This is a genomic window from Paenibacillus nanensis (assembly GCF_003583765.1).
GTDB classification, from domain to species: domain Bacteria; phylum Bacillota; class Bacilli; order Paenibacillales; family Paenibacillaceae; genus Pristimantibacillus; species Pristimantibacillus nanensis.
In genome coordinates, this window is the sequence record NZ_QXQA01000025.1 from 32,337 (window position 1) to 57,459 (window position 25,123).

Here is a 25,123-nt window from a genome sequence, read left to right on the forward strand (position 1 = left end):
TTCGTATTACAATAAAACCGACTAATCGTTCTATTTTGTGATGAGAGAGAGGGTAGCCCATGTCGTTGTATACGTTTAAAAGATTGAACGAATGCACGCTGGATGAGGCGGTGCAGGCTTGGAATCTTGGGTTTGCCGAATATTATGTGGACTTGACGATGACGACGCAGCGTTTCATTCAGCGTTTTGTACAGGATGAGTTATCCGTAGACCTGTCTTTTATCGCGATGAAGAACGATGTTCCGGTCGGGATTGTCTTGAACGGGGTTCGGAATGTTGCAGGGCGCAAGGTCGCTTGGAACGGCGGAACCGGGGTATCTGTACCTTACCGCGGCATGGGGATCGGGAAGGTCTTGATTGATCAAGCGCTGAAGATTTACCGGGAAGAGAAGGTGGAGACGGCGACGCTGGAAGCGATCAAGGCGAATGAGCGAGCCATCGGGTTGTATAAGAGCAAGGGCTACGAGCTCGTCGATGATCTGTATCAGATGTCCTGTGACACGCCTCTCTCCGTCCTGGAAGACTGTGCAAAGAGCAATAGCAAGGAGTTGTACACGTTCCGGCATGGGGCTCCTCACGAGCTGCGCCCTTACGAAGAATTGATGCTGTGGCAGGCGCAGTGGGCGAATTTCCGCAGGGACGGCGAAGTCCTGTTCGCTTATGACAAGGAAAGCCGCGTCTCAGGGTATGCGCTGTATCGAATAATTTTTGATGCGGAGGGGAATGAGGCCGGCGTATCGATCGGGCAATGCCGGCTTATGGCTGAAAGCGAGGATAAGCGGGAGCTGTTATACGCTTTGTTGTCCCGTATTGTTCGGCCGGAGCGGGATGGTTATAGGCGTATGGTGCTGGTTCTTGGATCGAATGCATGCCTGATCGAAGCTTTGAGGGAGCTTGGTTTTCAACAAACGGCTTCGCAGGTCTATATGATACGAACAATGGAAGAGATGCCGCAGAAGGAGTTGATCGGATGAAAGTGTTAATGCTCGGAGGAACTCGCTTTCTTGGGAAAAATATTGTGGAGGCGGCCATTGCGCGAGGGCATGAGGTTACGCTGTTCAACCGCGGGAATAACCGCGATTTGTTTCCTCATCTTGAGCAGCTGATCGGAGACCGGGACGGCGGACTGGACGCTTTAAACAATCGCAGCTGGGATGCCGTCATCGATACTTCGGGCTACGTGCCTCGTATCGTGAACCAATCCTTGCAGGCTTTGAAGGACCGCACCCAGCATTACACCTTCATTTCGACGATTGATGTGTACGACGAATCTGTTCCCGGGGAAATTAGCGAAAGTCATCCCGTCCATACATTAAAGGATGAGAGCATCGAGGATGTCCAGAAGGCCTACGGCCCGATGAAGGCTCGCTGCGAACAGCTGGTGCGGGAGCAGATGGAAGACAAAGCATTGATTGTCCGCTGCGGATTAATCGCGGGACCGGGGGATCATACGGACCGGCTGACCTACTGGCCAAGACGTATAGCCCGTGGAGGCGAGGTGCTGGCGCCGGGCAACCTGAATGCGCCGATTCAATTCATCGACGTTAGAGACGTTTCGGAATGGATTGTGCGCAAAGTCGAAGAGCGTCACGCGGGTCTCTATACCGCGACGGGACCTGGCGAACCGATTACGGTAGGCGGCTTCATAGAGGCTTGCGCACGAGCGTTGGAGAGCGACGCGCGCCTAACATGGGTCTCGGATTCTTTCCTGAAGGAGCAGGAGGTGGGGTCATGGATCGAAATGCCGCTTTGGATCCCGGAGGAAGCCAAGCTCCATGCCTTGATGAGCGTAAATGTCAGCCGCGCGAAGGAAGCGGGACTGACATACCGTCCACTCGAGACGACGATAAAGGACACGCTAATATGGGATCGTTCCAGACCGGAGGGGACCGAGCCCAAAGCCGGGCTCGCGGAAGAGAAGGAAAAGAAGCTGCTTGCTCTTTGGAATAGCCGTTTATCCGAAGGAAGCGGGGAGTAACGGCATGCTGTGGGGAGAGACGGTAAGGCTTTATTTATACGTGCCGGATATGGAGCGGGACTTGGACGCGCATGCGGAGATGATGAAAGATGAAGGAGTGGGTCGCTGGCTGCCGAAAGGGGCCGGATATACCCGGGAAGAGACTGAAAGGTTCATCCGGTATTTTATGAAGCATTGGCAGGAGTTCGGGTATGGAGCTTGGGCGGTCTATTCAAAGCAAACCGGGCAATTCCTTGGACATTGCGGCTTGAACGTTGTACAGGATATGGGAGTTACCGAAGTTTTATACGCGTTCTCCAAAGAAGCGAGAGGAAAAGGCTATTGTACGGAGGCGGCCTCCGCGGCTCTTGATTGGGCGTTCGGGGATCTTGGGCTGGATACGGTAATCGGATTAGCCAAGCAAGGCAATGAGCCTTCTACGGCCGTTATGAAAAGGTTAGGCATGACGTACCAGTCCAGCTTCGAGTGGAGAGGCATGCATGCGGTCCGTTATGAAATTAACCGGACGACTTATACGCAGAAGTAACAAAAAAGGAGACAGCCGTAACCAAACGGGCTGTCTCCTTATTCTTTGGGCAGCGCTTCCGGGTTCTTCAGCAAATAGCGCAGCACCATGTCTTCCATGTCATCAACCATGGCCGCATATCGGTCATCCTGGCCGTCCAGCAGAAAATGAAACGCGAGTCCGTCACGTACGGACCAGAATAGATAGGAAGCGGATGTCGAATCTAGCTCCTCCCGGAACTCTCCCGATTGTATGCCGTCTTGGATCAGCTCGCCGATCAGCGTGATGGCCTTATCCATATAACGGTTATGCAATTCAATTAACTCAGGATGACGGGAGGCGTACAGCATAAATTCCATGTGAAAGGACATCCATTTCCGCAGCTCCTGGAGAGGCTGCGCTTTGATCCGGCCGAACAAATAAGATATTCGGTCTGCTGCATGGGGCAAGTCCTTGAACTTGGCGCCGAGCGACGCTACCATTTCGTCCATCCGTTTATTGGCCATTTGAATGTACATATCTTCTTTGCTTGAGAAATAGCCGTAGAGACCGCCTTTACTAATCCCAAGATGCTTCACGATGTCGTCAATCGTAGTCGCTTGAAATCCTTTCGAAACAAAGCATTCCAGGGCGCCGGCCAGTATGGCGGCCCGCCTCTCATCCCTGTAACGCTGGGTTACTTTAGGCATATCCGTAAATCTCCTCCGTTCATCATGACATGACTATACCATAACCCCGGAATAAATTGAACGCGAGGCGGCATCAGAAGGAGGGGACGGTATAACCCCGATTAAAAGCCGCATGCTAAGGAAGCGGGTATGCCTTGAGCAACGGCGATTATGGGTGAAAATCCGATAAAATGAAAGAAAAACAGAGAAAATCGAAGCATTTCTAAAGATAATTTACATAATTGACGGTTTGTCAGCATGAATTGTGAAATATCTCTGTGTATAATAAGTGGCATTGGACAAACGGCCCCGACCTTTCTGAGAGTGGAAGGTCACCCCTTATCATACACAAGAAAGAGAGGAACTTTTATTTTGCTGACAAAACTGAAAAACACCTGGTTCTTCAACGTGCGGGGAGACGTGCTGGCGGGCATTACCGTGGCGCTTGCGTTAATTCCGGAGGCGATCGCTTTCTCCATCATCGCGGGTGTCGATCCGATGGTGGGCTTGCACGCGTCATTCTGTATCGCCTTTATTATTTCGATTGTGGGCGGCCGTCCGGGGATGATCTCAGCAGCGACAGGCGCAATGGCCGTGCTGATGGTGACGCTTGTAGCGGATCACGGGCTGGAATATTTGTACGCGGCCACGATTTTGACAGGACTTATTCAAATCGTGATTGGGCTCCTAAAGCTGGGCCGATTTATAACCTTTGTTCCGCACTCGGTCGTTATCGGATTCGTGAACGCGCTCGCCATTCTGATCTTTATGGCGCAGCTGGTGCAATTCGAGGGCGCGACATGGGTCATGTATGCGCTTTTGGCGGCAACGCTGCTCATTATCTACGGGCTGCCGAGAATAACGAAGGCCGTGCCTTCCGCGCTTGTTGCGATTATCGTGATGACCTGCGTAACGGTATTTGGCGGCATAGAAGTGAACACCGTAGGGGATATGGGCAATATTACACGGTCCCTGCCGATTTTCCATATTCCAGACGTTTTGTTGAATTGGGACACACTTGCGATTATTTTCCCGGTATCGCTCACAATGGCGATTGTCGGCTTGCTGGAATCGCTGATGACGGCGACGATTCTGGATGAAGCGACGAATACGAAAAGCGATAAAAACAAAGAAGTGCGCGGGCAAGGGATTGCCAATACGGTTACCGGCTTCTTCGGCGGCATGGCAGGCTGCGCAATGATTGGCCAATCCGTCATTAACGTGAAGTCGGGCGGACGCGGCCGGTTATCGACAATGGTAGCGGGTGTCGTGCTGCTATTCCTGATCATGGTGCTTGGCGATGTCGTGAAGCAGATTCCGATGGCTGCTCTGGTTGGCGTAATGATTATGGTCTCGATCGGCACGTTCGATTGGAGATCGATTCTCGACATTCGAAAAGTTCCGCTTGCAGACTCGCTTGTTATGATCACAACGGTTGTCGTTGTCGTATACACGCACGACTTGGCCCGCGGCGTCATTGTCGGCGTCATTATGAGCGCTCTGATCTTCGGTTGGAGAATGGCGCGGCTGAAGGCGGAGACGAAGGTCACAGAAGCCGGCGTCAAACATTACGCGATCAGAGGGCAAATGTTTTTCGGCACGATGAGCCATTTCGCCGACTTGTTCGACCCCCAGCATGATCCGGATCAGATCGTCATTGATTTCACGGGTTCTCATGTATGGGACCATTCCGCTGTGACCGCTATCGCGAAGGTCATAGCCAAATACGAAGCTCAGCATAAGAAAGTAAGCATCGTCGGGCTAAATGACGAAAGCAAAAAACTCGTTGACCGGGTGGGACTGGCCGCATCCGGCGGACATTAACAAGAGAAGGGCTCATGGAGCGCACCTGTTATAGGAACGTTCCGTGAGCCCTTTTTTACGAATACGGATGGTTTCTCTTCGGGTGGAAGGGGAGATCGGTTGTTTCCTGCACAGCAAAAAGCCCCGCGGCAGCAAAAGCTCGCCGCAGGGCATGTGGATTAGCCGATTAAAACGTGGTCTTCCGGATAACCGATTTTGGATGTCTGCTTCTTCTGAGCAAGCGCATAGGCCAGCGTAAGAGGACCTAGACGGCCTAGATACATCGTAATGGTGATGATGATTTTACCGGCGGTCGAGAGGTCCCCAGTCAGCCCCATCGATAATCCTGTTGTACTGAAGGCGGAAGTCGCTTCGAACAGCACCTCGAGAAAATGATCCTCTAACATATCCTCCGTTATCGTTAAAAGAATCGTGATGAAAAGAACGAAGGTCAAAGAGCTGATAACGACAGCCAGCGCGCGCATAACCGCGTCTTGCGAAATTTTGCGGTTGAAAGCGTGAACTTGTCCGCCCCCGCGGAAGGTATTAATGGTGGCTAGAATAAGCACGACGATCGTATTAATTTTGACGCCGCCGCCTGTTCCGCCTGACGCTGCGCCGATAAACATCAAGATGATCAGTATAAATTGGGAGACGGCCAGCATACTTCCAATATCAAGCGTATTGAACCCCGCGCTCCTCGGCGTCATGCTTTGGAAGGCGGAGGCGAGAAGACGCTCGCCGACCGATAGATGCCCGTATGTCGCGCTGTTCCAGCTCTCGAGCAGGAAGAGCAGCAGGAAACCGATCAGAAACAGGGTGAATGTCGACACGATCACGATTTTGGAATGGAGCGACAGCTTCCTCCATGAACGTTTGCGTAATATATCAATGACAACGATATAGCCAAGCCCGCCGACGATAAATAAGATCAGAATCGTGACGTTAACGGTAGGATCGCCGACATAACGGCTGAGTCCGTCCGGCCACAGCGCGAACCCCGCATTGTTGAAGGCGGAGATCGAGTGGAATAACGCGTAGTATGCGGCTTTGCCAAGTCCCATTTCCGATTCCCAGCGGAGGGTAAGCACGAGCGTGGCGATCGATTCGAATGAGAAGACGATCAGAACCATGTATAGCGATAGCCGGACCAGGCCGCGCGCTGAAGTGGACTGTGTCGTCTGTTGTATAATAAGCCGCTGCTTTAGGCCGATTTTCTTGCCGAGTAGAATCGCCACCATAACGCCTAGGGTCATGAAGCCGAGTCCGCCGATTTGAATAAGAATCATAATAATGACTTGTCCCGGCACCGAGAAGGCCGATCCCGTATCGAGAACGATGAGTCCATTCACGCAAACCGCCGAGACAGAGGTAAACAGTGCGTTGAGAAACCCGACCGATTCCCCGTTACTTGAGGAGAAAGGCATGCTCAGCAATATAGCGCCGATTGCGATAAGGCAAAAGAATACCGCGGTAATTAACTGCGGCGGGCTCATGTTATTTTTTAAATGGTTGACGATACGCTCCAGAACGGTCAAATCCGTGCGCTTTGAGGCGTTAAGAACGGCCATAATCATTCTCCAGTTCCCGTATATCATCGTTGCTGCCGATAATAAGCAGCACGTCGCCAGTCCGTATCGCGTCCTCAGCCCTTGGGGAAACGTTAATTTTGTCTCCCGTCTTAATGGCCATAATCGTACAGCCGTAACGAGCCCGAATATCCAATTCCTTCAGGGATAATCCGTTCATTGCCGGCGGTGCCAGCATTTCGGCGAGATTGTAATCAGGCGAAAGCTCGATGTAATCGATCAAATTGTCCGAGCTGAGCTGGTTGCCGAGGCGGATGCCCATATCGCGCTCCGGATAAATGACATGGTCGGCCCCGATTTTGCTCAGCACCTTGCCGTGCATTTCATTGCGCGCTTTCGCGGTAACCTTCGGAACCTGCAGCTCCTTCAGCAGCAAAGTGGCCAGGATACTGGCTTGAATATCGTCGCCGATCGCCACGATGCCGTGCGTGAAGTTGCTGGCGCCCAGCTCGCGGAGCACCGATTCATCGGTACAATCCGCAACAAGGGCGTGCGTAGCGATAGAAGCCATGTCCTGCACGAGCTGCTCGTTCTTGTCGAGCGCGAGCACCTCGTGTCCGTTTTCAATTAGTGTTTTTGTCAGACTGGAACCGAAACGACCCAAGCCGATGACCATAAACTGTTTTCTCATAGCATGTTTCACATCCTAACAAATTGGGATGAAGGGAAGCGCATATATTGGAAAAGAGATTTGCTGTGTAACATGATAGGAGACCGCCCGTTATTTGTCAAAGGTTAATCGGCCTTATTGACGTCCGCAAGCTCAATAATACGAATATACTCTCTAGGGAGATACGGCGTAAAAGAGTAGCGAGCCGTATTCGGCTCAACATCGTTATAAATGCGGTATTCGCCCTCTGTAACAACCTGACGCGTGTAATAAGGATAACGCTCCTTCTTCATGCCGTTATGGAGAATCGCTCCCGCAGCCACAAGAACAAGACATAGGAGGGCGCAGACAACGATTTTGGTTCGTAACATGGAAATCACTCCTTTACTTATGAGTAATCCCCTGTGGACCTGCCTTTCATTCTGTGCGAGCGGATTTTCTTTGACAATCGCTTGGTTAGCGGGCTATAATTAGTTTTGATTTTATGACGATTGCAACGCATACAATTCCATAGGATTTAATAGGAGGAGCCTGCCAACAGCGGGCTCTTTTTGCGTTTTTTCAGGTTTACGCGCGGAGATCCGGCCCTGTTTGTCCTAAAGTTGGCATGGCAATACTGTTTAAATGCTTATGATGCGGTTTTCTTTTGAAGGTTTGGAGGGATATAGGTGCTTTTGCTTCATTTCGCTATTATTCTGCCTTTTCTATTCGCGTTCATAGGTCCGCTGCTGCAGAAGGCGCTGCCGCGCGTGCATACGGGATGGCTCATGCTTCCCGCGCCGGTGTTCCTATTCATCTATATGATGAGTTTGATACCGGTCAACCGTGAGCGGGGACCGCTGCAGGGCAAGCTTTCTTGGATGCCGTCGTTGGGCGTTGATTTTGACGTGTACGCGGATGGGCTCGGCCTGCTGTTCGCTCTGATCATTACGGGCATCGGTTCGCTCGTTGTGTTGTACTCCATCTACTATTTGGACAAAAACAAAGAGAAGCTGACGCATTTCTATGTCTATCTGATGCTGTTCATGGGCGCGATGCTGGGGCTTGTGCTCTCGGACAATGCCATGGTGCTGTACGGCTTTTGGGAGCTGACGAGTATTTCATCGTTTCTGTTAATCGCCTTCTGGCATAAGCGCGAACGGTCCAGATACGGCGCCCTGAAGTCTATGGTGATTACGGTGTTCGGCGGGCTTGCGATGTTTGCGGGTTTTCTGCTTCTGTACACCGTAACGGGAACGTTCAGTATTCGGGAATGGATTGCTGAAGCGCCTTCTATGGCGAATGACGCATTGTTCCTGCCGGCGATGCTGCTCGTTCTGCTGGGGGCGTTCACGAAGTCGGCGCAGTTCCCGTTCCATATTTGGCTGCCGGACGCGATGGAAGCGCCGACGCCGGTCAGCGCCTATCTTCATTCGGCAACGATGGTGAAGGCCGGGATTTATCTTGTCGCGAGGATGAGTCCGGTGTTCGCCGGCCAGCAGGCGTGGCTGTGGCTCGTCTCAGGCTTCGGGGTCGCGACGCTAATCTACGGCTCTTACCGGGCGATGAAGCAGACCGACTTGAAGGCGCTGCTGGCATTCTCAACGATCAGCCAGCTGGGGCTGGTCATGAGCTTGTTCGGATTAGGCTCCGCCGCCGCCTTTTATACAGGGACGGAGCAGGCTTTGTTTTACAGTAAGGCAACGATGGCCGCCGTGTTCCATCTGATCAATCACGCGATTTTTAAAGGCGCGTTATTCATGACGGCGGGCATCGTTGACCATGAGACCGGTACGCGGGATATTCGCAGGCTCGGCGGCTTGATGGCTGTCATGCCGATCTCATTCACCATTGCGGTGATCGGCGCCTTCTCCATGGCGGGTATTCCGCCGTTCAACGGATTCTTGAGCAAAGAAATGTTCTTCACCTCCGTGTTAAATATCCGAGAAGCGGAGCTGCTTGGTTTGCACGCGTGGGGCGCGCTTATTCCTGTTATCGCCTGGGTAGCGAGCGTCTTCACGTTCGTCTACAGCATGCTGTTCGTCTTCCGGACCTTTGGCGGCAAGAAATCATTCGAGAAGCTGGAGAAGAAGCCGCATGAAGCGCCGCTGGGCATGCTGCTGCCTCCCGTCACGCTGGCATCGCTTGCGATTGTGTTCGGCTTATTCCCGAACCTGCTGTCTTATTCCTTGATCGAGCCGGCTATGGCGGCCGTTCATCCGAATCTGCTGGAGCCAGGAAAGCAGTTCATGGTGTCGATTCATCTGTGGCACGGCTTTACAGCAGAGCTATATATGACGGCAGGAGTTGTTGCGCTGGGAATCGTGCTGTTTCTGCTCCATAGACGGACAGCAGTTCTTCATGCGCCGCTATTCGAGCGGGTTAGCTTAAACCGTGTCTATGACAGCGGACTAAAGCTGCTAGACCGGTTTTCCGGCTCCGTGACCAAGCTGTATATGACAGGATCGATCCGCCAATATCTGATCTATATTTTCGTCTTTATCATTGCCGCGCTAGGCGCGACTTTGGTTTCGGAAGGCGCCGTCCAATTGGATACGTCGGGCTTCGCCGATATGTCGTTCTACGAAGCGGTCATAATTATCGCGTTGATCCTGTCGGCCATCGCCGTACCGTTCGCGAACTCGCGGCTGATGGCCATTATTTTGACGGGCGTTTCAGGCTATATGGTGACGCTGTTCTTCGTTATTTTCCGCGCGCCGGATTTGGCGCTGACGCAGATGATCGTGGAGACGGTGTCGGTCGCTCTGTTCCTGCTGTGCTTCTATCATCTGCCGAAGCTGAAGAAAGAGGTCGTGAAGCTGCGGTTCAAGCTGTGGAACCTTCTTATTGCGGTAGGGGTCGGAACGGTTATGACGCTGGTTGCGCTCAGCGCGAGCGGGGGCTCGTCCTTCGAGTCCATCTCTCATTATTTCCTGGAAAATAGTTATACGCTCGCAGGCGGCAAAAATGTCGTCAATGTAATCCTTGTCGACTTCCGCGGCTTTGACACGATGCTGGAAATCGTTGTGCTCGGCATCGCCTCCTACGGCATTTACGCGTTAATTCGCGTGAAGCTGAAGGGTGATCAGGAGGAGGGAGCGATTGAGACACGCGATCCCAAGCTATCGCTTAACGTCTATGGTCCTCGAAGCAATGACGTCATTCTGCGGACGGTTGCCAAGCTGGCCATTGTGATCATCGTGTGCTTTTCGCTTTATTTGTTCTACATGGGCCACCATCATCCGGGAGGCGGCTTTATCGGCGCGCTGATGGCGTCCGCGGCGCTTCTGCTGATGGCGATGTCGTTCGGCATGGATGCCGTGAACCGAATCGTGAAGTTCAATTTCCGCAAGCTGACGGCGGTCGGCATCCTCGTCGCGATGTTGACGGGCATCGGCTCCTTCGCGTTCGATGCGCCGTTCCTCAGCCATGCGTTCGACTATTTCCATATCCCGCTTATCGGGGAATTGGAGCTGGCTACGGCGACGCTGTTCGATTTGGGCGTGTACTTGACGGTCATTGGCGTCACCATGACGATTCTATTTACGATCGGGAGGGATCAATAAGATGGAGCTGTATATGTCCTTGGCGATCGGCGTGTTATTTACGGTCGGGGTATACCTGGTTCTGTCCAAAAGCCTGCTTCGCATCATATTGGGCACCTCCTTCCTGACGCATGGCGTTCATCTGCTGCTGCTGACGATGTCGCGTCTCAAGACCGGCGCGGCGCCGCTGCTTGGAGAGAAGGCGGACGCTTATGTCGATCCGCTTCCGCAGGCGCTTATTTTGACGTCGATCGTTATCAGCTTCGGAGTGACTTCGTTCTTTTTCGTATTGGCTTATAAGGCTTATCAAAAGCTCGGGACCGACGACATGGAGCAGTTAAGGGGGAGCGACGATGAATAACACCTTAGTGCTTCCTTTGCTCATCCCGCTTTGCACGGCGGTGCTGCTTGTTTTTCTGAAGGGGAGGATCATGGCGCAGCGGTGGGTCAGCGGGCTAAGCGGCCTCTTGAATGCCGGCGTCGCCGCGCTGATTCTTTATCAAGTGAAGACGGAAGGGATTCAGACGCTGTACATGAGCGGGTGGGTGCCGCCATACGGCATCACATTCGTGGCGGATATGATGGCGGCGCTGTTAGTGCTGACGACCTCCGTCATCGGATGGTTCTGCCTGATCTTCTCCTTCCGAAGCATCGGGGAGGAGCGGGAAAGCCATTATTATTATCCGCTGTTTCAGTTCTTGCTCGTCGGGGTTAGCGGTTCGTTTCTGACGGGCGATATATTCAACTTGTTCGTCTGCTTTGAGGTGATGCTGATCTCGTCCTATGCACTGATCGTGCTGGGCGGGACGAAGCTGCAGCTGAGAGAATCGATCAAATATATGCTGATTAACATTTTGTCATCCGCCTTGTTTGTCGCGGCTGTCGCCTATCTGTACGGCGTGACGGGGGCGCTTAATATGGCCGATCTGTCCGTTCGCGTGGCGGAAGCGGGGCAGGGCGGCGTGCTGAATGTGATCGCGATTCTGTTTATGATTGTTTTCGCCTTGAAGGCGGGACTCTTCCTGTTCTTCTGGCTGCCCGGCTCGTACGGCGCGCCCCCGACGGCGATTACGGCGATTTTTGCCGCGCTGCTTACGAAGGTGGGCCTGTACGCGCTGGTTCGCGTGTTCACGCTGATCTTCTATCATGACCACGCCGTGACGCATGGCTGGATCGGATGGATGGCAGGGGCGACGATGGCGCTTGGAGCTTTCGGAGCGCTGGCCTATAAGGATATCCCGCGTATCTTGAACTACAACATCATCATTAGCGTCGGCTTTATCGCTTTTGGTCTGGCGTCGGCGAACAAAGACGCGTTGGATGGGGCGGTCTTCTACCTGCTGCATGACATGATTGCGAAGGCGCTCCTCTTTATTCTAGGGGGCATGGTAATCTCGGCCGCGGGCACGAACAAGCTGTCCGAGATGGGCGGCCTAATCCGGAGACACCCTGTGCTAGGATGGATGTTCTTCGCCACGGCGCTGGCGATTGCGGGCATTCCGCCGCTCAGCGGCTTCGCTGGCAAGCTGCTGATTGTGCGCGGCGGCTTCGAGGCGGAGCAATATGTGCTGGCGGCATTGGCCGTCGCCTCAAGCTTTATCGTCCTGTATTCGCTTATTCGTATGTTTATGGCGGCTTTCTGGGGAGAGGAGCGAACGAAGGCCTCCGCTTCTGTGGAAGATACAGGAGAAACGAGTTCAACGCATGCCTCCGGCGGTTATCGTCTTCGCTTGCTATCCGGAGCAGGGCTGCTTGTTCTTGTGATCGCAATGGGAATTGGCGCAGAGTGGGTCCTGGGCTTTGTAACGGAAGCGGGCGAGACGTTAACGCAGCCGGCCATCTACATTGACGCGGTGCTAAAGGAGTAGATGAGATGCTCGTATTGAAACGTTCATGGGCGGTGATCAAGCTGTTCATTATATTTAACAGGGAGCTGTTCCTCTCCAGTATCGCCGTACTGCTGCATATTGTTCGGCCCCGGCTCGCGATTAGGCCAGGCATTGTCGAGATGAAGACGGAGCTGAAATCGAGCTTCGAAATTACGCTGCTGTCTTGCCTCATCTGTCTAACGCCGGGGACGCTTACGCTGGACGTCTCGAACGACGGGGAGACGCTGTATATCCACGCGATGGATATCAAGGATGCGGAGGAGCTGAAGGAGCAGATCAAAAGCACGTTCGAAAAGGCGATTATGGAGGTGACGAGGGCATGCTGAACGGATTTTTGCTCGTATCGCTTATTTTACTGTCACTGGCCATTCTCGGCAGTATGTTCCGGTTATTAGCCGGGCCTTCCATTCCCGACCGCATTGCCGCTTTGGATACGATCGGCATTCTGCTGCTTGCGATGATTGCGGTGATCGGGATGCTGAACGGGACGGCGGCTTATTTGGATATCATTCTGGTGATCGGTATTTTAACTTTTATTGGCACAACCGCATTCGCCAGATACATGGAGAGGGGTGTAGTCCTTGAATCCGGAGACGATCAGACACATCGTTGAATTCGTTATCGGGATCGTCGTGCTGCTGGGAGCGCTGGTCAGCGTCATTAGCGTCTTCGGCATCATCCGGCTGCCCGACGTTTATCTTCGCTCCCATGCCGCAACCAAAAGCGCGACGCTCGGCGTGCTGCTTATTCTGCTTGGCGGCTTCTTGTACTTCTGGATTTTCGAGCATCACATCAGCATTAAGCTGCTGCTCGGCATCGTTTTTGTGTTCATCACGTCACCTGTAGCCGGGCACCTGAACGCGCGAGCTGCCTATCGGTCCGGCGTCTCGCTGTGGAAGGGCAGCGTCCGCGACGATCTGAAGGAGGATCTGAAGCGGGAGAGGCAGGAGAGCAGGGGCGTTTAGCTAGGGGAACGGCCGCCGAGTGTTCGGCGGCTGTACTCAAACCAACGAAGAGATGAACATAGGAGTGGCTCCATCCTCCTTGGAGAACCCGCACTTTTGATAAAAATCTACCGCGCTCTCATATGAAATAAGCACTTTTGTTTTACAGCCTTTATAGCGGTCAAGCATGATGTCCATCATGGCCTTGCCTATTCCTTTGCCCTGATAATCCGGATGGATCAGCATATAGTGGAAATAGACGGTTAAAACGCCGTCGGACAAAGCGTTGATTAGACCGACAAGCCGGTCCCCATCCCAAGCCGCTGCAATCGAATGAGATCCTTGAATCGCCTGGACAAGCTCGTCCGGGTGTTTTCCGGATTCCCACTCGACCGAAAGAAACAACGCTTGAAGCGCCTCTCTCGTGATGTCCTCGATATTTGATGCGTAACGGATATTCATCGCCATACCAGCTTTCAAAGGAATTGTTCTCTCTGGATTCCAAGTCAGTATATCGTGAAACAACTCTGCAAGTAATGGAGGGATTGAAGAAGTTCTTGCATTCCTATGCATATGCCAGCAAAAAAAGGGGCCCGCATCGCTGCGGGCCTAAGTCGTTCTATATGAAAGTGGGGTTGTTGAACCTTATTATAGGGGCGGATGCTTAAACGAACCTGAAATGAGGATTACAGGTGTATGAATTATTAATTAACCAGATGTGTTTATTTAATTGTGGTCTTCCTTTCATTTTTCGTCCTAATCCAGTATTTACAGGTTCCCTTATCAATACCAGCTAAGGCTCCATCGTTGCTCTCAATAATTTTTCGAGATGCAGCATTATCCTCGTTACAGGTTAGCAGCACATCGTGTATTCCTAAGCGGGAGGCTTCTTTCAGCAGGTTATGCAGCATTAGTTTTCCGTATCCTTTCCCTCTGCAAGAGGGTCTTACAACATATCCAATATGCCCGCCGTGTCTCTTAAGGTTTTCATTTAAGTAATGTCTTAATTTCCCGTATCCTACGGGATATCCGGCGATATATAGCCAGTACGTTGTCTGGGGGACATGCTGAGGCGCTAGATTTACACCTTCGGACATTTCAAAATACTTTCTCAATATTAATCTAAAGTCGCTGTAATTGTCCGAAAGCAATCCGTTAACAAATCCGTTCTCTCCAGGTCCGATTTCAAGCGCCATTTGGTAAACGTCTTCGCCATCATCTAATGTTAATTTTCTTAATTCAACCTCCATAGGACACCTCCTATGAATTAATCAGTCCTTAACAGCTTTACGGAAAACTGATGCAAAGCGCTCGGCAGTCCTTTAAAGGCCAGGATTCCTTGGTTAACTAAGATCCAAATTCGATAGGTTAGAAAAGAATACCCCACAAGCTGCTGTGAAGTATCAAGCACTCTGCCGACGACGATTCCTGCCTTAATAAATCCATCCCGATCTTGCTCTTGTTCCAGTTCAATGACTGACTTAACAATGACCGCATCCAGCGCAGACTCATCATTGCCTCTAACCTTACCGTCTTCCCACAAACGGAGCACATGGTCTTCTCCAGCTAGTGTAAACCATTCTGATTCATATCTGCTTCTTTGATTCGCGTCAAGAGGAGTGCCTTCATAACATTCATTTACGATTACCTGAAAATGATCCTGATCGATTAAGCCGCTGGCATAGGAAAAACCCCCATCTTTGTTGGAAAGCCCCATTGCATGGAATCGTTCCGTCACATTGACAATATGCACCGGCTGCTCCCGTTCTTTCAACAAATACAACGCGAAGCGTAAACCTGTTTGATCATGAGCGTTATTTGCGCACCAAATGACGATCGTTTTATGTTCGGGAATGCTTCTAACCGCGTTCACCATTTGCTCAAGCTGATGTTCTCGATTTGAGTTGTGGCTCAGAATGTAGTCCCTGTCGTGTTCCATCATCCAAAGGAGTCTATTCTGTTGTCCAGCTGTTGTTTCTAAGCGAGATAAAGGCCCTACAGAAAATAACTCGTTGAAGGCCAAAACTTGGCATACATTTCGTTTTCCAATTTTGCCGAGAGCCACCTTTAACGATCCCGCATCAGAGAGGCTAAAAACAAGATGGACATATTGCTCGTTCTTGTACGTTTGTAATTGATGGTCTCGAACGGCATCTATATGATCTTGAATGATCTTTACAAATCCTTCGGCTAAATGTTTATCTTCGATGCTTCCATCCTCGTAATAGCGGTCCAATGTTTTCAATAAATGGAAGTAGAGCATACGCAGTTCTTTTTCACCGAAGTGATGAAGACTTTCGTAGAGCTTGTCCAATAAATATCCTCCCCACAGGCACTTTCCAAGTCTAATTAACGCCGCGCCAACTCATCCTTACGCAGGATAAATATAGGGATTTCTTTTTCCTCATTGCGGCATTGGCCAAGAGTGAATACATAGTGCACATCGGATTCGTCCATACGGATCGTTTTACATTGAAAAATTCTTTTCCCTTGTTCAGAACTCATCCCGTCTCTTGTGTTGTCAACCGTCCATTCGATCTCTCTGCCATTCGAATGAACATCATGGATCCAGTGACTCCGATGCATGAAAGTCTCTCATGTACGAGACGCTCGAAACCATCTATTTGTTGTAAAAAAAACGGGTACCGCGTCTAGCGCCTTCGCAGCACTTGATCTCGCGTTACCCGTTTTTATTTAGAATCCGCCAACCTGGCTATCGGCCCAATCGCCAATGAGCGGAAGCTTGAACTTCTTGCCTTGCAGCGCGAGCAGCATTAACGCAATCCACAAAATAAAGCTCAGCGGGGTTAGAATGATGGACACCAGCCAGCCGACGAACGGGATAAAGCCTAGGATGAGGTTGATGACGATGAGCACGACGGAAATGGCAATCGACTGCAGGGCGTGGAACTTCACGAACCGGCTTTGCTTCTCAAGGGCTAGGAACACGATGCCTGTAATGAAGCCGAGCAGATAGCAGAGAAGTCCTGCAACTTTGGGGTCGAGTCCTGTAGATGAAGGGTCTGGATTCACTTGTATCGGCTGCATAAGGGAATAATCATCCTCTCCGAGTCATAGTTATGCATAGAGTGTATTCGCCGGGGACGAGCAATAAACCTCTTTGAATTTGAAAATATTTGTTAAAATACCCAACAACAAATTGTAACAGGTTTGTAACCCGTCGACATGATTCTTCGTCTAAAATGTAAAAGGATCGCAAGTCTTATCATTTCATGGAAGAATCATTGTGATTGGGGAGAACAAAACCTATGAAAAAATATAAAAGAGCCTATATTATAAGCGCGGTAGCCGTTGTTGTGCTCGCGGCTGCTTTCATGAACAGGAGCGCGCTGGCGATGCTCGGCTTCGACTGGTTCGTGCAGGGAGCGGTCGCCGATAGAATAAAGGATACGTATAAGCCGGTTGATAGACAGCCTAAGCCGGTTCCGGTCAGCGAGGAGAAGAACGAGGAGGAGCCTTTCTCCGTCTTGCTGCTCGGGGTTGATCAGCGGGGCAAAGAGATTGGGCGGGCAGATACGATGATTTATACGGTTGTGCGGCCAAGCGACGGCAACATGCTGCTCGTCTCAATTCCAAGAGACACGTATGTGGAAATTGTGGGTAAGGATTATAGCGACAAAATCAACCATTCCTACGCCTTCGGGGGAGCGGGTATGACGATGGATACCGTCGAGAAGTTGTTCGACGCGCCGGTCGACCACTACGCCTCGATAAATTTCCAGGGCTTCCGGGACGCGATCGACGCGATGGGAGGCATTTCGCTGCCGATCGAAGAGGACATGATCAATGATGATTACGGTCATGAGAAATTTATCATAAAAGGCGGTCAGGACTTATATAACGGGAAGGACGCGCTTAACTATGTGCGGTACCGGGAAGATGCCGGCGGCGATATGAGCAGGACGGAGCGGCATCAGGAGTTTCTTTCTGCTATGATAGAGAAGGCGACGGAAATGAAGCAATGGAGCAAAATCCCCGAGCTGATGGACATTATGGGTGAAAACTTCAGCACCGATATCCCGCCGAACGAGCTGATTGATCTGGCTCAAGGGCTGCTTCAAGCGGACAACCGCACAATGTATAACCATACGCTGCTCGGACATGGCGGACGGTTAGTAGAGGGCGGAACCTATTTATATTTCGTGGATGAGGCGGATCTGGCATCGGTACAAACCATGATCAAAAACTGGCTCAATGCCGATACGAATGCAGCGAGCCTTGTTCTTCCGTCCAAATACGGGGAGCAGCCCGAGAAGGAAGTGGAGTCGCTCTCGGGATCGTCATCAGCGAACGAAACGGAGTGATGAACGATGAATATCGCTTTTTTCTTGCTGCCAAAGCAAGAGGTCGCCTACCTGTCGCATGACGCGACGCTTAGGCAAGCGCTCGAGCGGATGGAATACCACCGCTATACGGCGGTGCCGATCATTAATGCGGAAGGCGGCTATGTCGGAACGGTCACAGAAGGCGATCTGCTGTGGTTTATGAAGAGCAGGCCCGATCTGACATTTGAGGGCACTAACAAAGTGAGGCTGAGCGAAGTGCCGCTCAGGCTGAACAATAAGACGGTAAATATTGATGCGAACATGGATGATATGATCGCCCTGGCGAAAGTGCAAAACTTTGTGCCGGTAGTGGATGACCGCAATCATTTTATAGGTATTGTTAGAAGAAGCGAAATTATCGATTATTGCATGAAGGGACTGTCCGAGCGGATCTAGCGGGTTCGAGGGGAAAGTCCCTTTTCCCTTATGTTCCAGCCGGTTCGGCTGCACGAAACGCATCGACATTGCGTACGGGTGAATTCTTTTGTGCTATAATGGGGAATGAATGTCTGATTATTATACGTACTTAGAATCGCTTAAGAGGTGAACCGATTGAAGGCTGGGCTCAAACCCATATTATGGAGCGCTGCGGCATTTCTGGCTTTAGTGCTGCTTGCTGTTCCGTTACTGAACTTTCCCGCATCTTTATTATTAACGGTAAGTTACGTTGTCTTGTATGCGACGCTCTCAAGAGGAGCTTTCATCCTGCATTTGCTGCCCGTATGGATCTTAGCGGCAGTAGTCGCCGGACCGAGCTTATTAATCATCGGATTGTTTTTCTTGGTGCCATCCATTGTTATGGGCCATCTGTACCAAAAAGGCGTCTCAGCCGCGAAGGTGATAAGGACGGTCGGCATCGTGTTTTTGGCGCAGCTCATGCTGGAGCTTTTGCTGTTCGAGATGGTGTTCGATCTGTCGCTCCTGAGTGAGTTCAGTGAAATCGTACGGACGACGATGAACGGCATGATGACGCCAGAGCTGGCGGCGGCCGGCTGGAACGAGGAAATGACGGAGCAGCTCATCCAGACGGTCATGAACATCATTCCGCTCATTTTTATTCTTTTTTCGTTTATCTATGCGGTTCTGGCTCACTTCTTTGCCCGTCGGGCCGTTCAGCGCAGCGGAATCGAGGTTCCCGCGTTCCCGAAAGCCAAGGATTGGCGGCTGCCGCGCGTGCTTGTCATTTATTATTTGATCGCCTACGTGGCGGACTTGTTTTTACGTAACGGGGACGATTCGTTCCTGAACGTAGCGGTCATGAACCTGGTTCCGCTGCTAAGCTTTTTGTTCACCATCCAGGCTATCGGGTTTTTCTTCTTCATCGCGCATGAGCGGGGATGGAGTAAGGCGGTTCCGATACTCATAGCCATACCTGTGCTGCTTATCCCGCCGCTTAGCTTGATCGGCGTCCTGGATACCGCCTTTCCGATTCGGAAATCATTTGTTAAACCACAATAGCACGGGAGCGAATGGGAAATGCCTAAGTTTTTAGTTACGAGATGGCACGGCATGCATCATATTGCGGCGCTTGCGGTCTTGCTGATCCTATCGGCGGTGCTCGCTTGGTTCGAGCTGCTTGCCGGATTAGCGGGATTCGTGCTTACGATTGGAGTCGGGGTTTATTCGTTTTTAGCGGAACGGGCTTTTCGCAAGGATTTGAAGACATACCTTGGCACGTTGTCCTATCGGGTCAAAAAAGGCGGCAATGATGTGATTAGCGAGCTGCCGTTCGGTATTATTCTTTATAACGAAGAACGAACGGTAGAATGGCATAATCCGTACATTTCACAGCTGCTGGAGCGGGAATCGCTTATCGGCGTGCCGCTCACGGAGATGTTTCCGACACTCCAGCACGCGAAGGATCGCGAAGGAACGGTGGAAGCCGCGGTTGGTTCGCATATGTACCAGCTGATTTTCCGTCCGAAGGAACGCATTTTATACGTAAAAAATGTGACCGACCTCTGGCAGCTTAGCCGCAAATACGAGGATGAAAAGCTGTCGCTTGGCGTTGTAATGATCGATAACCTGGAGGAAGTTACGCAGGGTCTCGACGATCACCAGCGCGGAACGCTGCTGTCTAAGGTGACGACCGAAATTACGGAGTGGGCGCAAAAGTATAAAATCTACATCAAGCGCCTTACATCCGACCGGTTCCTGCTTATTACCGACCATAAAACGCTGCGTCAGCTCGAGCAGTCGCGGTTCGACATCCTCGATGAGGTGCGCGAGATGACGGGCGAGCAGAAAATTCCGGTTACACTCAGCATCGGCTTTGCGGCCGGCGCGGAGCACATTATCGAAATTGGCCAATGGGCGCATTCAAGCCTAGACATCGCGCTTGGCCGCGGCGGCGACCAGGCAGCAGTGAAGGTCGGCAGCAGGCAGTCCTTCTACGGCGGGAAGACGAACGCGGTGGAGAAGCGGACCCGAGTCCGGGCCCGCGTTGTCGCTCATGCGCTGCGCGACCTTCTGAAGGAAAGCCACAACGTGATGATTATGGGCCACAAGCTGCCGGATATGGACGCCGTCGGCTCGGCGATCGGCGTGCTGAAGGCAGCTCAAGTACTGGGCAAAGAGGCGTATATCGTGCTCGAAGGCATCAATCCGTCCATCGAGAAGATGATGGAGCTGATTCGCGAGGACGAGAAGCTGTCGAAGCGATTCATCCTGCCCGAGCAGGCGCTGGCGCTTATGACGCCCCAGACATTAGCCATCGTTGTCGATACGCATAAAGCGTCGATGGTGAAGGAGCCGAAGCTTCTTACGCTGACAGACCGTATCGTTGTCATTGACCATCACCGCCGCGGCGAAGAATTTATCTCGAACGCAATCCTTGTTTACTTGGAACCGTACGCTTCGTCGACGTGCGAGCTCGTGACCGAGCTGCTGCAATATATCCATGAGCGCATATCGCTTGATGTGAGGGAAGCAACATCGCTTTTGGCCGGTATTACCGTGGACACGAAAAGCTTCTCGAACCGAACGGGCGCGAGGACGTTCGAAGCGGCGTCCTTCCTGCGCCGGTGCGGCGCGGATACGGTGCTGATCCAGCGCATGATGCAGGAGGATCTCGACGAATACGTCAGCAAAGCCGAAATTATTAAGCATGCTCAAGTCGTGTATGACCATGTCGCGATTGCCGTTGCCGAGAGAGGAAAGAAAAATCCGCAGCTGCTTATCGCGCAATCGGCCGATACTTTGCTCCATATGACGGACATTTTGGCCTCCTTCGTCATCAGCGAACGGCCGGACGGTCTAATCGGCGTAAGCGCCCGCTCGCTTGGCGGTATGAACGTGCAGGTCGTCATGGAACGGCTCGGCGGCGGCGGCCATTTAACGAACGCGGCTGCTCAGCTGGAGGGCACTGTAGAAGAGGTAGCGGCCAAGCTGAAGGTCGTGCTTGAACAAATTGAATCGGAAGAGGGGTTATTCGAATGAAAGTAATCTTCTTGCAAGACGTAAAGGGACAAGGCAAAAAAGGCGAAGTAAAGGATTTGTCGGAAGGCTATGTACGCAACTTCTTGCTGCCCAAAGGGCTCGCGAAGCTGGCTTCCGAGGGCAATCTGAAGACGCTGGAGGTACAGAACGCGTCAGAAGTGAAGCGGAAGCAGAAGGAGAAAGAAGACGCGCAGGCACTGGCTAAGCGTCTGGAGGAGCTGACGGTTATCGTCAAAGCGAAATCCGGCGAAGGCGGCCGCCTGTTCGGCGCTGTCACAAGCAAACAAATCGCCGACGCCCTTGCGGGCCAAGGCATCAAAATCGACAAACGCAAAATCGAGCTGGACGACCCAATCCGCACGCTCGGCGTCACGCAAGTCATCGTCAAGCTGCACCCTGAAGTCAAAGCCAAAATGAGCGTCCAAACAGCCGAAGAATAATATATCTTTTATTTTTTATAAAAAGGGTTGTGCGAAGAGCAGCGACCTACGACGAAGCGGTATGACGCATGAGGCGTCATGAGCGGAGAGAAGGAATGTTCTGGAGAAACGATAGTGTTCGCCTTTGAAGTTGGATTCTAACCTTGGACTAGTTGTTCATTGAGAATTCAACTTCAACAGCGATCGGAGGAATATTCCTTCTCGCAGCGGGCGAAGCCGTATCATGCAGTACAACTACAACGGAGGGGAGAGCGCACGATGAGCACAATGAGTACGGAGCTGATGTTCGACCGTGTTCCGCCGCAAAACATTGAAGCGGAGCAGGCGGTCATAGGGGCGATTCTGCTGCAGCCGGAGGCATTGATCACGGCGATGGAGCGGGTTCGAAGCGAGGATTTCTACAGCAGCGGACATCAACGCATCTACGAAGCGATGATCGAGCTGGGCGAGGGCAATCAACCAATCGATCTCATCACGCTTACGGCGCATCTTCAAGACCAAGGCCTGCTTGAGGAGATCGGAGGCGTCAGCTACTTAGCGAAGCTGGCGAACGCGGTACCGACAGCGGCCAACGTCGACTATTACGCACAGATCGTTGAAGAGAAATCAATGCTGCGCCGGTTAATCCGGACAGCTACTAATATCGTAACAGATGGGTATGCTAATGCAGAGGATGTCAGCGTGCTGCTCAGCGATGCGGAGAAGAAGATTCTCGAAATCTCCAACCGCCGCTCCAGCAGCGGATTCGTCTCCATCCGCGACGTCCTGATGGAAGTGTTCGAGAAGGTCGAGCACTTGTATTCGAACCGTGGAGGCACGACGGGAATTCCATCGGGCTTCGTCGACCTTGACCGGATGACCGCAGGCTTCCAGCGAAGCGATTTGATTATCGTGGCGGCGCGTCCTTCCGTCGGTAAAACCGCCTTTGCGCTGAACGTTGCCCAGAACGTAGGGGTGCGGGCGAAAGAGACGGTCGCGATCTTCTCGCTGGAGATGTCCGCGGCGCAGCTGGTACAGCGTATCATATGCGCCGAAGCGAACGTCGATGCGACTCGAATGCGAACAGGCACCCTGGAAGCCGATGACTGGGAGAAGCTGACGATGGCGATCGGCGCCTTATCCGAAGCGGAAATCTACATCGACGACACGCCGGGCATCACCGTGGCCGATATTCGCGCGAAATGCCGCCGCTTGAAGAAGGAACGCGGGCTGGGCATGATCTTGATCGACTACCTGCAGCTCATTCAAGGCCGGGGCAAAGCCGGCGAGAACCGGCAGCAGGAAGTATCGGAAATATCCCGTACGCTTAAGATGATTGCGAGGGAGCTGGAAGTGCCGGTTATCGCCCTTTCTCAGCTCAGCCGGGGCGTCGAGCAGCGTCAGGACAAGCGTCCGATGATGTCCGACTTGCGGGAATCGGGATCGATCGAGCAGGATGCCGACATCGTAGCGTTCCTTTACCGGGACGATTACTACGATAAGGAATCGGAGAAGAAGAACATCATCGAGATCATTATAGCCAAACAGCGGAATGGTCCGGTGGGCACCGTCGAGCTGGTGTTCCTGAAGCATTACAATAAATTCGTAAGTCTAGACCGCAATCATATGGATCCTTCACAAGCTTCTTAAATTTCCGAACAATTGTATGGGTGACTATACAATTGTTCGTTTTTTGTTTGACTTCCAATAGGGAGACTGCTACACTAATAATGCTGTCTTCTGGCTGTTGCCGCGTTAAAGAAACGGGGCTGTCGCGCGAGATGACATTAATTTTCGATGTTTACGGATATCGGACGGGGGTATGATTATGTCTACGGTAGTTGTAGTCGGCACGCAATGGGGAGACGAAGGAAAAGGCAAAATTACGGACTTCCTGGCAGAGGGAGCTGACGTTGTTGCCCGTTACCAAGGCGGAAACAACGCCGGGCACACCATTCTCATCGATAACAAAAAGTATAAGCTGACGATGATCCCATCGGGCATCTTTAACCATAACAAAACTTGCGTCATCGGCAACGGCATGGTTATTAATCCACAGGCGCTGATCGACGAAATTAACTATATTCATGACAACGGCTTCTCGACGTCGAACCTGAAAATCAGTGACCGCGCGCATGTCATCATGCCGTATCACTTGGTGCTGGACGCGCTCGAAGAGGACCGTAAGGGCGATAACAAAATCGGCACGACGCGCAAAGGCATCGGTCCTTGCTATATGGACAAGGCTGCGCGCAACGGCATCCGCATCAGCGATCTGATGGACGCAGAGGAGTTCGAAGCCCGCGTTCGCAGCATTATGGTGGAGAAAAACAATCTGATTCAACAGGTGTACGGCGGCGAGCCGCTGGATACCGATCAAATTGTGAAGGACTATTTGGGCTATGCGGAAATTTTGCGTCCTTATGTGACGGATACTTCCGTTGTGCTTAACGACGCGATTGATGAAGGAAAAAAAGTGCTGTTCGAAGGCGCGCAAGGCGTCATGCTTGATATCGACCAAGGCACGTATCCGTTTGTAACCTCCTCTAATCCGTCGGCAGGCGGCGTATGTATCGGTTCCGGCGTAGGACCTTCGAAAATTAAGCAGGTGATCGGCGTTGCCAAGGCGTATACAACCCGCGTAGGCGACGGTCCATTCCCGACGGAGCAGGACAACGAAATCGGACAGCTGATCCGCGACAAAGGCCATGAGTACGGCACCGTTACAGGCCGTCCGCGCCGCGTCGGCTGGTTCGACACGGTCGTCGTTCGCCATGCCCGCCGCGTCAGCGGCATTACAGGCTTGTCCCTGAACTCGCTGGACGTTCTGACAGGACTCGAGACTGTAAAGATCTGCACGGGCTACAAGTACCGCGGCGAAATCATCGAGCATTATCCGGCAAGCCTGAAAATGCTGGCGGAGTGCGAAGCGGTATACGAGGAGCTGCCGGGCTGGTCCGAGGATATTTCCAGCGCGAAGAAGCTGGAGGATCTTCCGGAGAATACGCGCAACTACGTGAACCGCGTATCCGAGCTGACGGGTATTCCAATTGCGATCTTCTCGGTAGGACGCAACCGTGAGCAGACGAATCCGGTACGTCCGATTTACGAATAAAAAGCTGCATTGCAACAGGGGCTGACTGAAGTCGCATGACTTCGGCCAGCCCCTTGCTTTGTCTCGCCCCTACTGAGAAGTTGCATGGGTACTGCCAGTATTGCTGGTATTTCCGGAGCCTCCTGAGTCGCTGGGGCTGCTGTCATTTCCGGAGCTGTCAGAATTGCCGGAATTACCGTCATTGCTGGCATCGCCCGTATTTCCGCTATTCTCGGTGTCTCCACTATTTTTCGTATTGTTAGTATTGTCGACGCTGCCGGATGCCTCGGAACTGCTGGAACCCCCCGAACCCCCC

General features: G+C 52.1%; 25 protein-coding genes and 1 pseudogene. 18 read left to right on the forward strand and 8 right to left on the reverse strand.

The genetic code is table 11. From position 1 onward, the window contains the following. Positions 1-59: 59 nt before the first annotated feature. From D3P08_RS25745 to D3P08_RS25755, 3 genes are read left to right on the forward strand one after another with little or no spacing between them, the layout of a single operon-like run. Positions 60-974, forward strand: coding sequence for a GNAT family N-acetyltransferase (locus D3P08_RS25745; protein ID WP_119602999.1), 915 nt, complete (start codon positions 60-62; stop codon positions 972-974). Then, positions 971-1,978: an NAD-dependent epimerase/dehydratase family protein gene (locus D3P08_RS25750; protein WP_119603000.1), complete on the forward strand. Its 1,008-nt coding sequence runs from the start codon at positions 971-973 to the stop codon at positions 1,976-1,978. Before D3P08_RS25745 ends, D3P08_RS25750 begins: the two co-directional genes overlap by 4 nt. Further along, positions 1,935-2,504, forward strand: coding sequence for a GNAT family N-acetyltransferase (locus D3P08_RS25755; RefSeq protein ID WP_147381854.1), 570 nt, complete (start codon positions 1,935-1,937; stop codon positions 2,502-2,504). The genes D3P08_RS25750 and D3P08_RS25755 overlap by 44 nt, the downstream gene beginning before the upstream one ends. Before the next feature lie 38 nt (positions 2,505-2,542). Here D3P08_RS25755 and D3P08_RS25760 read toward each other — a convergent pair whose 3' ends face one another. Next, complete coding sequence (locus tag D3P08_RS25760; RefSeq protein ID WP_119603002.1) at positions 2,543-3,172, reverse strand: TetR/AcrR family transcriptional regulator; 630 nt, start codon at positions 3,170-3,172, stop codon at positions 2,543-2,545. Between the two features lie 351 nt (positions 3,173-3,523). On the opposite strand from D3P08_RS25760, the gene D3P08_RS25765 reads away from it, so the two are divergent. Continuing rightward, a complete protein-coding gene (locus tag D3P08_RS25765) occupies positions 3,524-4,975 on the forward strand; it encodes a SulP family inorganic anion transporter (RefSeq protein ID WP_119603003.1) in 1,452 nt (483 codons plus the stop codon). A 158-nt stretch (positions 4,976-5,133) separates the two neighbouring features. On the opposite strand, the gene D3P08_RS25770 is transcribed toward D3P08_RS25765, so the two are convergent. The 3 genes from D3P08_RS25770 to D3P08_RS25780 form a co-directional block, all read right to left on the reverse strand. Further along, positions 5,134-6,450, reverse strand: coding sequence for a TrkH family potassium uptake protein (locus D3P08_RS25770; RefSeq protein WP_240647751.1), 1,317 nt, complete (start codon positions 6,448-6,450; stop codon positions 5,134-5,136). Positions 6,451-6,511: 61 nt separating this feature from the next. Further along, positions 6,512-7,174, reverse strand: a complete 663-nt coding sequence (locus D3P08_RS25775; RefSeq protein WP_119603005.1) for a potassium channel family protein — start codon at positions 7,172-7,174, stop codon at positions 6,512-6,514. A 104-nt stretch (positions 7,175-7,278) separates the two neighbouring features. Then, the gene (locus D3P08_RS25780) at positions 7,279-7,524 is read right to left on the reverse strand and encodes a hypothetical protein (protein ID WP_119603006.1); all 246 of its coding nucleotides are present in this window, start codon (positions 7,522-7,524) and stop codon (positions 7,279-7,281) included. Positions 7,525-7,821: 297 nt separating this feature from the next. On the opposite strand from D3P08_RS25780, the gene D3P08_RS25785 reads away from it, so the two are divergent. The 6 genes and pseudogenes from D3P08_RS25785 (at position 7,822) to mnhG (ending at position 13,531) form a co-directional block, all read left to right on the forward strand. Beyond that, positions 7,822-10,698, forward strand: coding sequence for a Na+/H+ antiporter subunit A (locus D3P08_RS25785; protein ID WP_119603007.1), 2,877 nt, complete (start codon positions 7,822-7,824; stop codon positions 10,696-10,698). 1 nt (position 10,699) lies between these two features. Continuing rightward, on the forward strand, positions 10,700-11,038 hold the full coding sequence (locus tag D3P08_RS25790) for a Na(+)/H(+) antiporter subunit C (RefSeq protein ID WP_119603008.1): 339 nt from the start codon (positions 10,700-10,702) through the stop codon (positions 11,036-11,038). Further along, positions 11,031-12,545, forward strand: coding sequence for a Na+/H+ antiporter subunit D (locus D3P08_RS25795; protein WP_119603009.1), 1,515 nt, complete (start codon positions 11,031-11,033; stop codon positions 12,543-12,545). Before D3P08_RS25790 ends, D3P08_RS25795 begins: the two co-directional genes overlap by 8 nt. 17 nt (positions 12,546-12,562) lie before the next feature. Beyond that, positions 12,563-12,892, forward strand: a pseudogene (locus D3P08_RS25800) (Na+/H+ antiporter subunit E); the annotation flags it as partial. Further along, a complete protein-coding gene (locus D3P08_RS25805; RefSeq protein WP_119603011.1) occupies positions 12,886-13,179 on the forward strand; it encodes a Na(+)/H(+) antiporter subunit F1 in 294 nt (97 codons plus the stop codon). The pseudogene D3P08_RS25800 and the gene D3P08_RS25805, both read left to right, overlap by 7 nt. Beyond that, complete coding sequence (gene mnhG, locus D3P08_RS25810; protein WP_240647749.1) at positions 13,148-13,531, forward strand: monovalent cation/H(+) antiporter subunit G; 384 nt, start codon at positions 13,148-13,150, stop codon at positions 13,529-13,531. The genes D3P08_RS25805 and mnhG overlap by 32 nt, the downstream gene beginning before the upstream one ends. Before the next feature lie 36 nt (positions 13,532-13,567). Here mnhG and D3P08_RS25815 read toward each other — a convergent pair whose 3' ends face one another. The 4 genes from D3P08_RS25815 to D3P08_RS25835 form a co-directional block, all read right to left on the reverse strand. Continuing rightward, on the reverse strand, positions 13,568-13,990 hold the full coding sequence (locus D3P08_RS25815; RefSeq protein ID WP_240647750.1) for a GNAT family N-acetyltransferase: 423 nt from the start codon (positions 13,988-13,990) through the stop codon (positions 13,568-13,570). 242 nt (positions 13,991-14,232) lie between these two features. After that, positions 14,233-14,760, reverse strand: coding sequence for a GNAT family N-acetyltransferase (locus D3P08_RS25820; protein ID WP_119603012.1), 528 nt, complete (start codon positions 14,758-14,760; stop codon positions 14,233-14,235). A 17-nt stretch (positions 14,761-14,777) separates the two neighbouring features. Next, complete coding sequence (locus D3P08_RS25825) at positions 14,778-15,824, reverse strand: DUF1835 domain-containing protein (protein ID WP_119603013.1); 1,047 nt, start codon at positions 15,822-15,824, stop codon at positions 14,778-14,780. A gap of 380 nt (positions 15,825-16,204) precedes the next feature. After that, complete coding sequence (locus tag D3P08_RS25835; RefSeq protein ID WP_119603015.1) at positions 16,205-16,558, reverse strand: DUF4870 domain-containing protein; 354 nt, start codon at positions 16,556-16,558, stop codon at positions 16,205-16,207. A 221-nt stretch (positions 16,559-16,779) separates the two neighbouring features. Here D3P08_RS25835 and D3P08_RS25840 point away from each other — a divergent pair, with 221 nt between their 5' ends. The 8 genes from D3P08_RS25840 to D3P08_RS27550 all read left to right on the forward strand — a co-directional run. Beyond that, complete coding sequence (locus D3P08_RS25840) at positions 16,780-17,835, forward strand: LCP family protein (RefSeq protein WP_119603016.1); 1,056 nt, start codon at positions 16,780-16,782, stop codon at positions 17,833-17,835. 6 nt (positions 17,836-17,841) lie between these two features. Continuing rightward, complete coding sequence (locus D3P08_RS25845) at positions 17,842-18,252, forward strand: CBS domain-containing protein (protein WP_119603017.1); 411 nt, start codon at positions 17,842-17,844, stop codon at positions 18,250-18,252. A gap of 156 nt (positions 18,253-18,408) precedes the next feature. Continuing rightward, positions 18,409-19,314 (forward strand): DUF2232 domain-containing protein, encoded by a 906-nt coding sequence (locus D3P08_RS25850; RefSeq protein WP_420819059.1) that lies wholly within the window; start codon positions 18,409-18,411, stop codon positions 19,312-19,314. An 18-nt stretch (positions 19,315-19,332) separates the two neighbouring features. Further along, complete coding sequence (locus D3P08_RS25855) at positions 19,333-21,294, forward strand: DHH family phosphoesterase (RefSeq protein ID WP_119603019.1); 1,962 nt, start codon at positions 19,333-19,335, stop codon at positions 21,292-21,294. Beyond that, a complete protein-coding gene (rplI, locus tag D3P08_RS25860) occupies positions 21,291-21,734 on the forward strand; it encodes a 50S ribosomal protein L9 (protein WP_119603020.1) in 444 nt (147 codons plus the stop codon). Before D3P08_RS25855 ends, rplI begins: the two co-directional genes overlap by 4 nt. 267 nt (positions 21,735-22,001) lie before the next feature. Further along, the gene (gene dnaB, locus D3P08_RS25865; RefSeq protein WP_119603025.1) at positions 22,002-23,363 is read left to right on the forward strand and encodes a replicative DNA helicase; all 1,362 of its coding nucleotides are present in this window, start codon (positions 22,002-22,004) and stop codon (positions 23,361-23,363) included. Between the two features lie 178 nt (positions 23,364-23,541). Next, positions 23,542-24,828, forward strand: coding sequence for an adenylosuccinate synthase (locus D3P08_RS25870; RefSeq protein WP_119603021.1), 1,287 nt, complete (start codon positions 23,542-23,544; stop codon positions 24,826-24,828). A gap of 100 nt (positions 24,829-24,928) precedes the next feature. Next, positions 24,929-25,123 (forward strand): hypothetical protein (locus D3P08_RS27550; RefSeq protein ID WP_206099010.1); only part of this gene is annotated, 195 nt, incomplete at its 3' end.

Excerpts from the sequence above, each read along its gene's own strand:
- D3P08_RS25745 (WP_119602999.1), top strand. The coding sequence starts at position 60 with ATGTCGTTGTATACGTTTAAAAGATTGAACGAATGCACGCTGGATGAG.
- D3P08_RS25750 (WP_119603000.1), top strand. The coding sequence starts at position 971 with ATGAAAGTGTTAATGCTCGGAGGAACTCGCTTTCTTGGGAAAAATATT.
- D3P08_RS25760 (WP_119603002.1), bottom strand. The coding sequence starts at position 3,172 with ATGCCTAAAGTAACCCAGCGTTACAGGGATGAGAGGCGGGCCGCCATA.
- D3P08_RS25770 (WP_240647751.1), bottom strand. The coding sequence starts at position 6,450 with ATGAGCCCGCCGCAGTTAATTACCGCGGTATTCTTTTGCCTTATCGCA.
- D3P08_RS25775 (WP_119603005.1), bottom strand. The coding sequence starts at position 7,174 with ATGAGAAAACAGTTTATGGTCATCGGCTTGGGTCGTTTCGGTTCCAGT.
- D3P08_RS25780 (WP_119603006.1), bottom strand. The coding sequence starts at position 7,524 with ATGTTACGAACCAAAATCGTTGTCTGCGCCCTCCTATGTCTTGTTCTT.
- D3P08_RS25790 (WP_119603008.1), top strand. The coding sequence starts at position 10,700 with ATGGAGCTGTATATGTCCTTGGCGATCGGCGTGTTATTTACGGTCGGG.
- D3P08_RS25795 (WP_119603009.1), top strand. The coding sequence starts at position 11,031 with ATGAATAACACCTTAGTGCTTCCTTTGCTCATCCCGCTTTGCACGGCG.
- D3P08_RS25805 (WP_119603011.1), top strand. The coding sequence starts at position 12,886 with ATGCTGAACGGATTTTTGCTCGTATCGCTTATTTTACTGTCACTGGCC.
- D3P08_RS25820 (WP_119603012.1), bottom strand. The coding sequence starts at position 14,760 with ATGGAGGTTGAATTAAGAAAATTAACATTAGATGATGGCGAAGACGTT.
- D3P08_RS25835 (WP_119603015.1), bottom strand. The coding sequence starts at position 16,558 with ATGCAGCCGATACAAGTGAATCCAGACCCTTCATCTACAGGACTCGAC.
- D3P08_RS25840 (WP_119603016.1), top strand. The coding sequence starts at position 16,780 with ATGAAAAAATATAAAAGAGCCTATATTATAAGCGCGGTAGCCGTTGTT.
- D3P08_RS25845 (WP_119603017.1), top strand. The coding sequence starts at position 17,842 with ATGAATATCGCTTTTTTCTTGCTGCCAAAGCAAGAGGTCGCCTACCTG.
- D3P08_RS25855 (WP_119603019.1), top strand. The coding sequence starts at position 19,333 with ATGCCTAAGTTTTTAGTTACGAGATGGCACGGCATGCATCATATTGCG.
- rplI (WP_119603020.1), top strand. The coding sequence starts at position 21,291 with ATGAAAGTAATCTTCTTGCAAGACGTAAAGGGACAAGGCAAAAAAGGC.
- dnaB (WP_119603025.1), top strand. The coding sequence starts at position 22,002 with ATGAGTACGGAGCTGATGTTCGACCGTGTTCCGCCGCAAAACATTGAA.
- D3P08_RS25870 (WP_119603021.1), top strand. The coding sequence starts at position 23,542 with ATGTCTACGGTAGTTGTAGTCGGCACGCAATGGGGAGACGAAGGAAAA.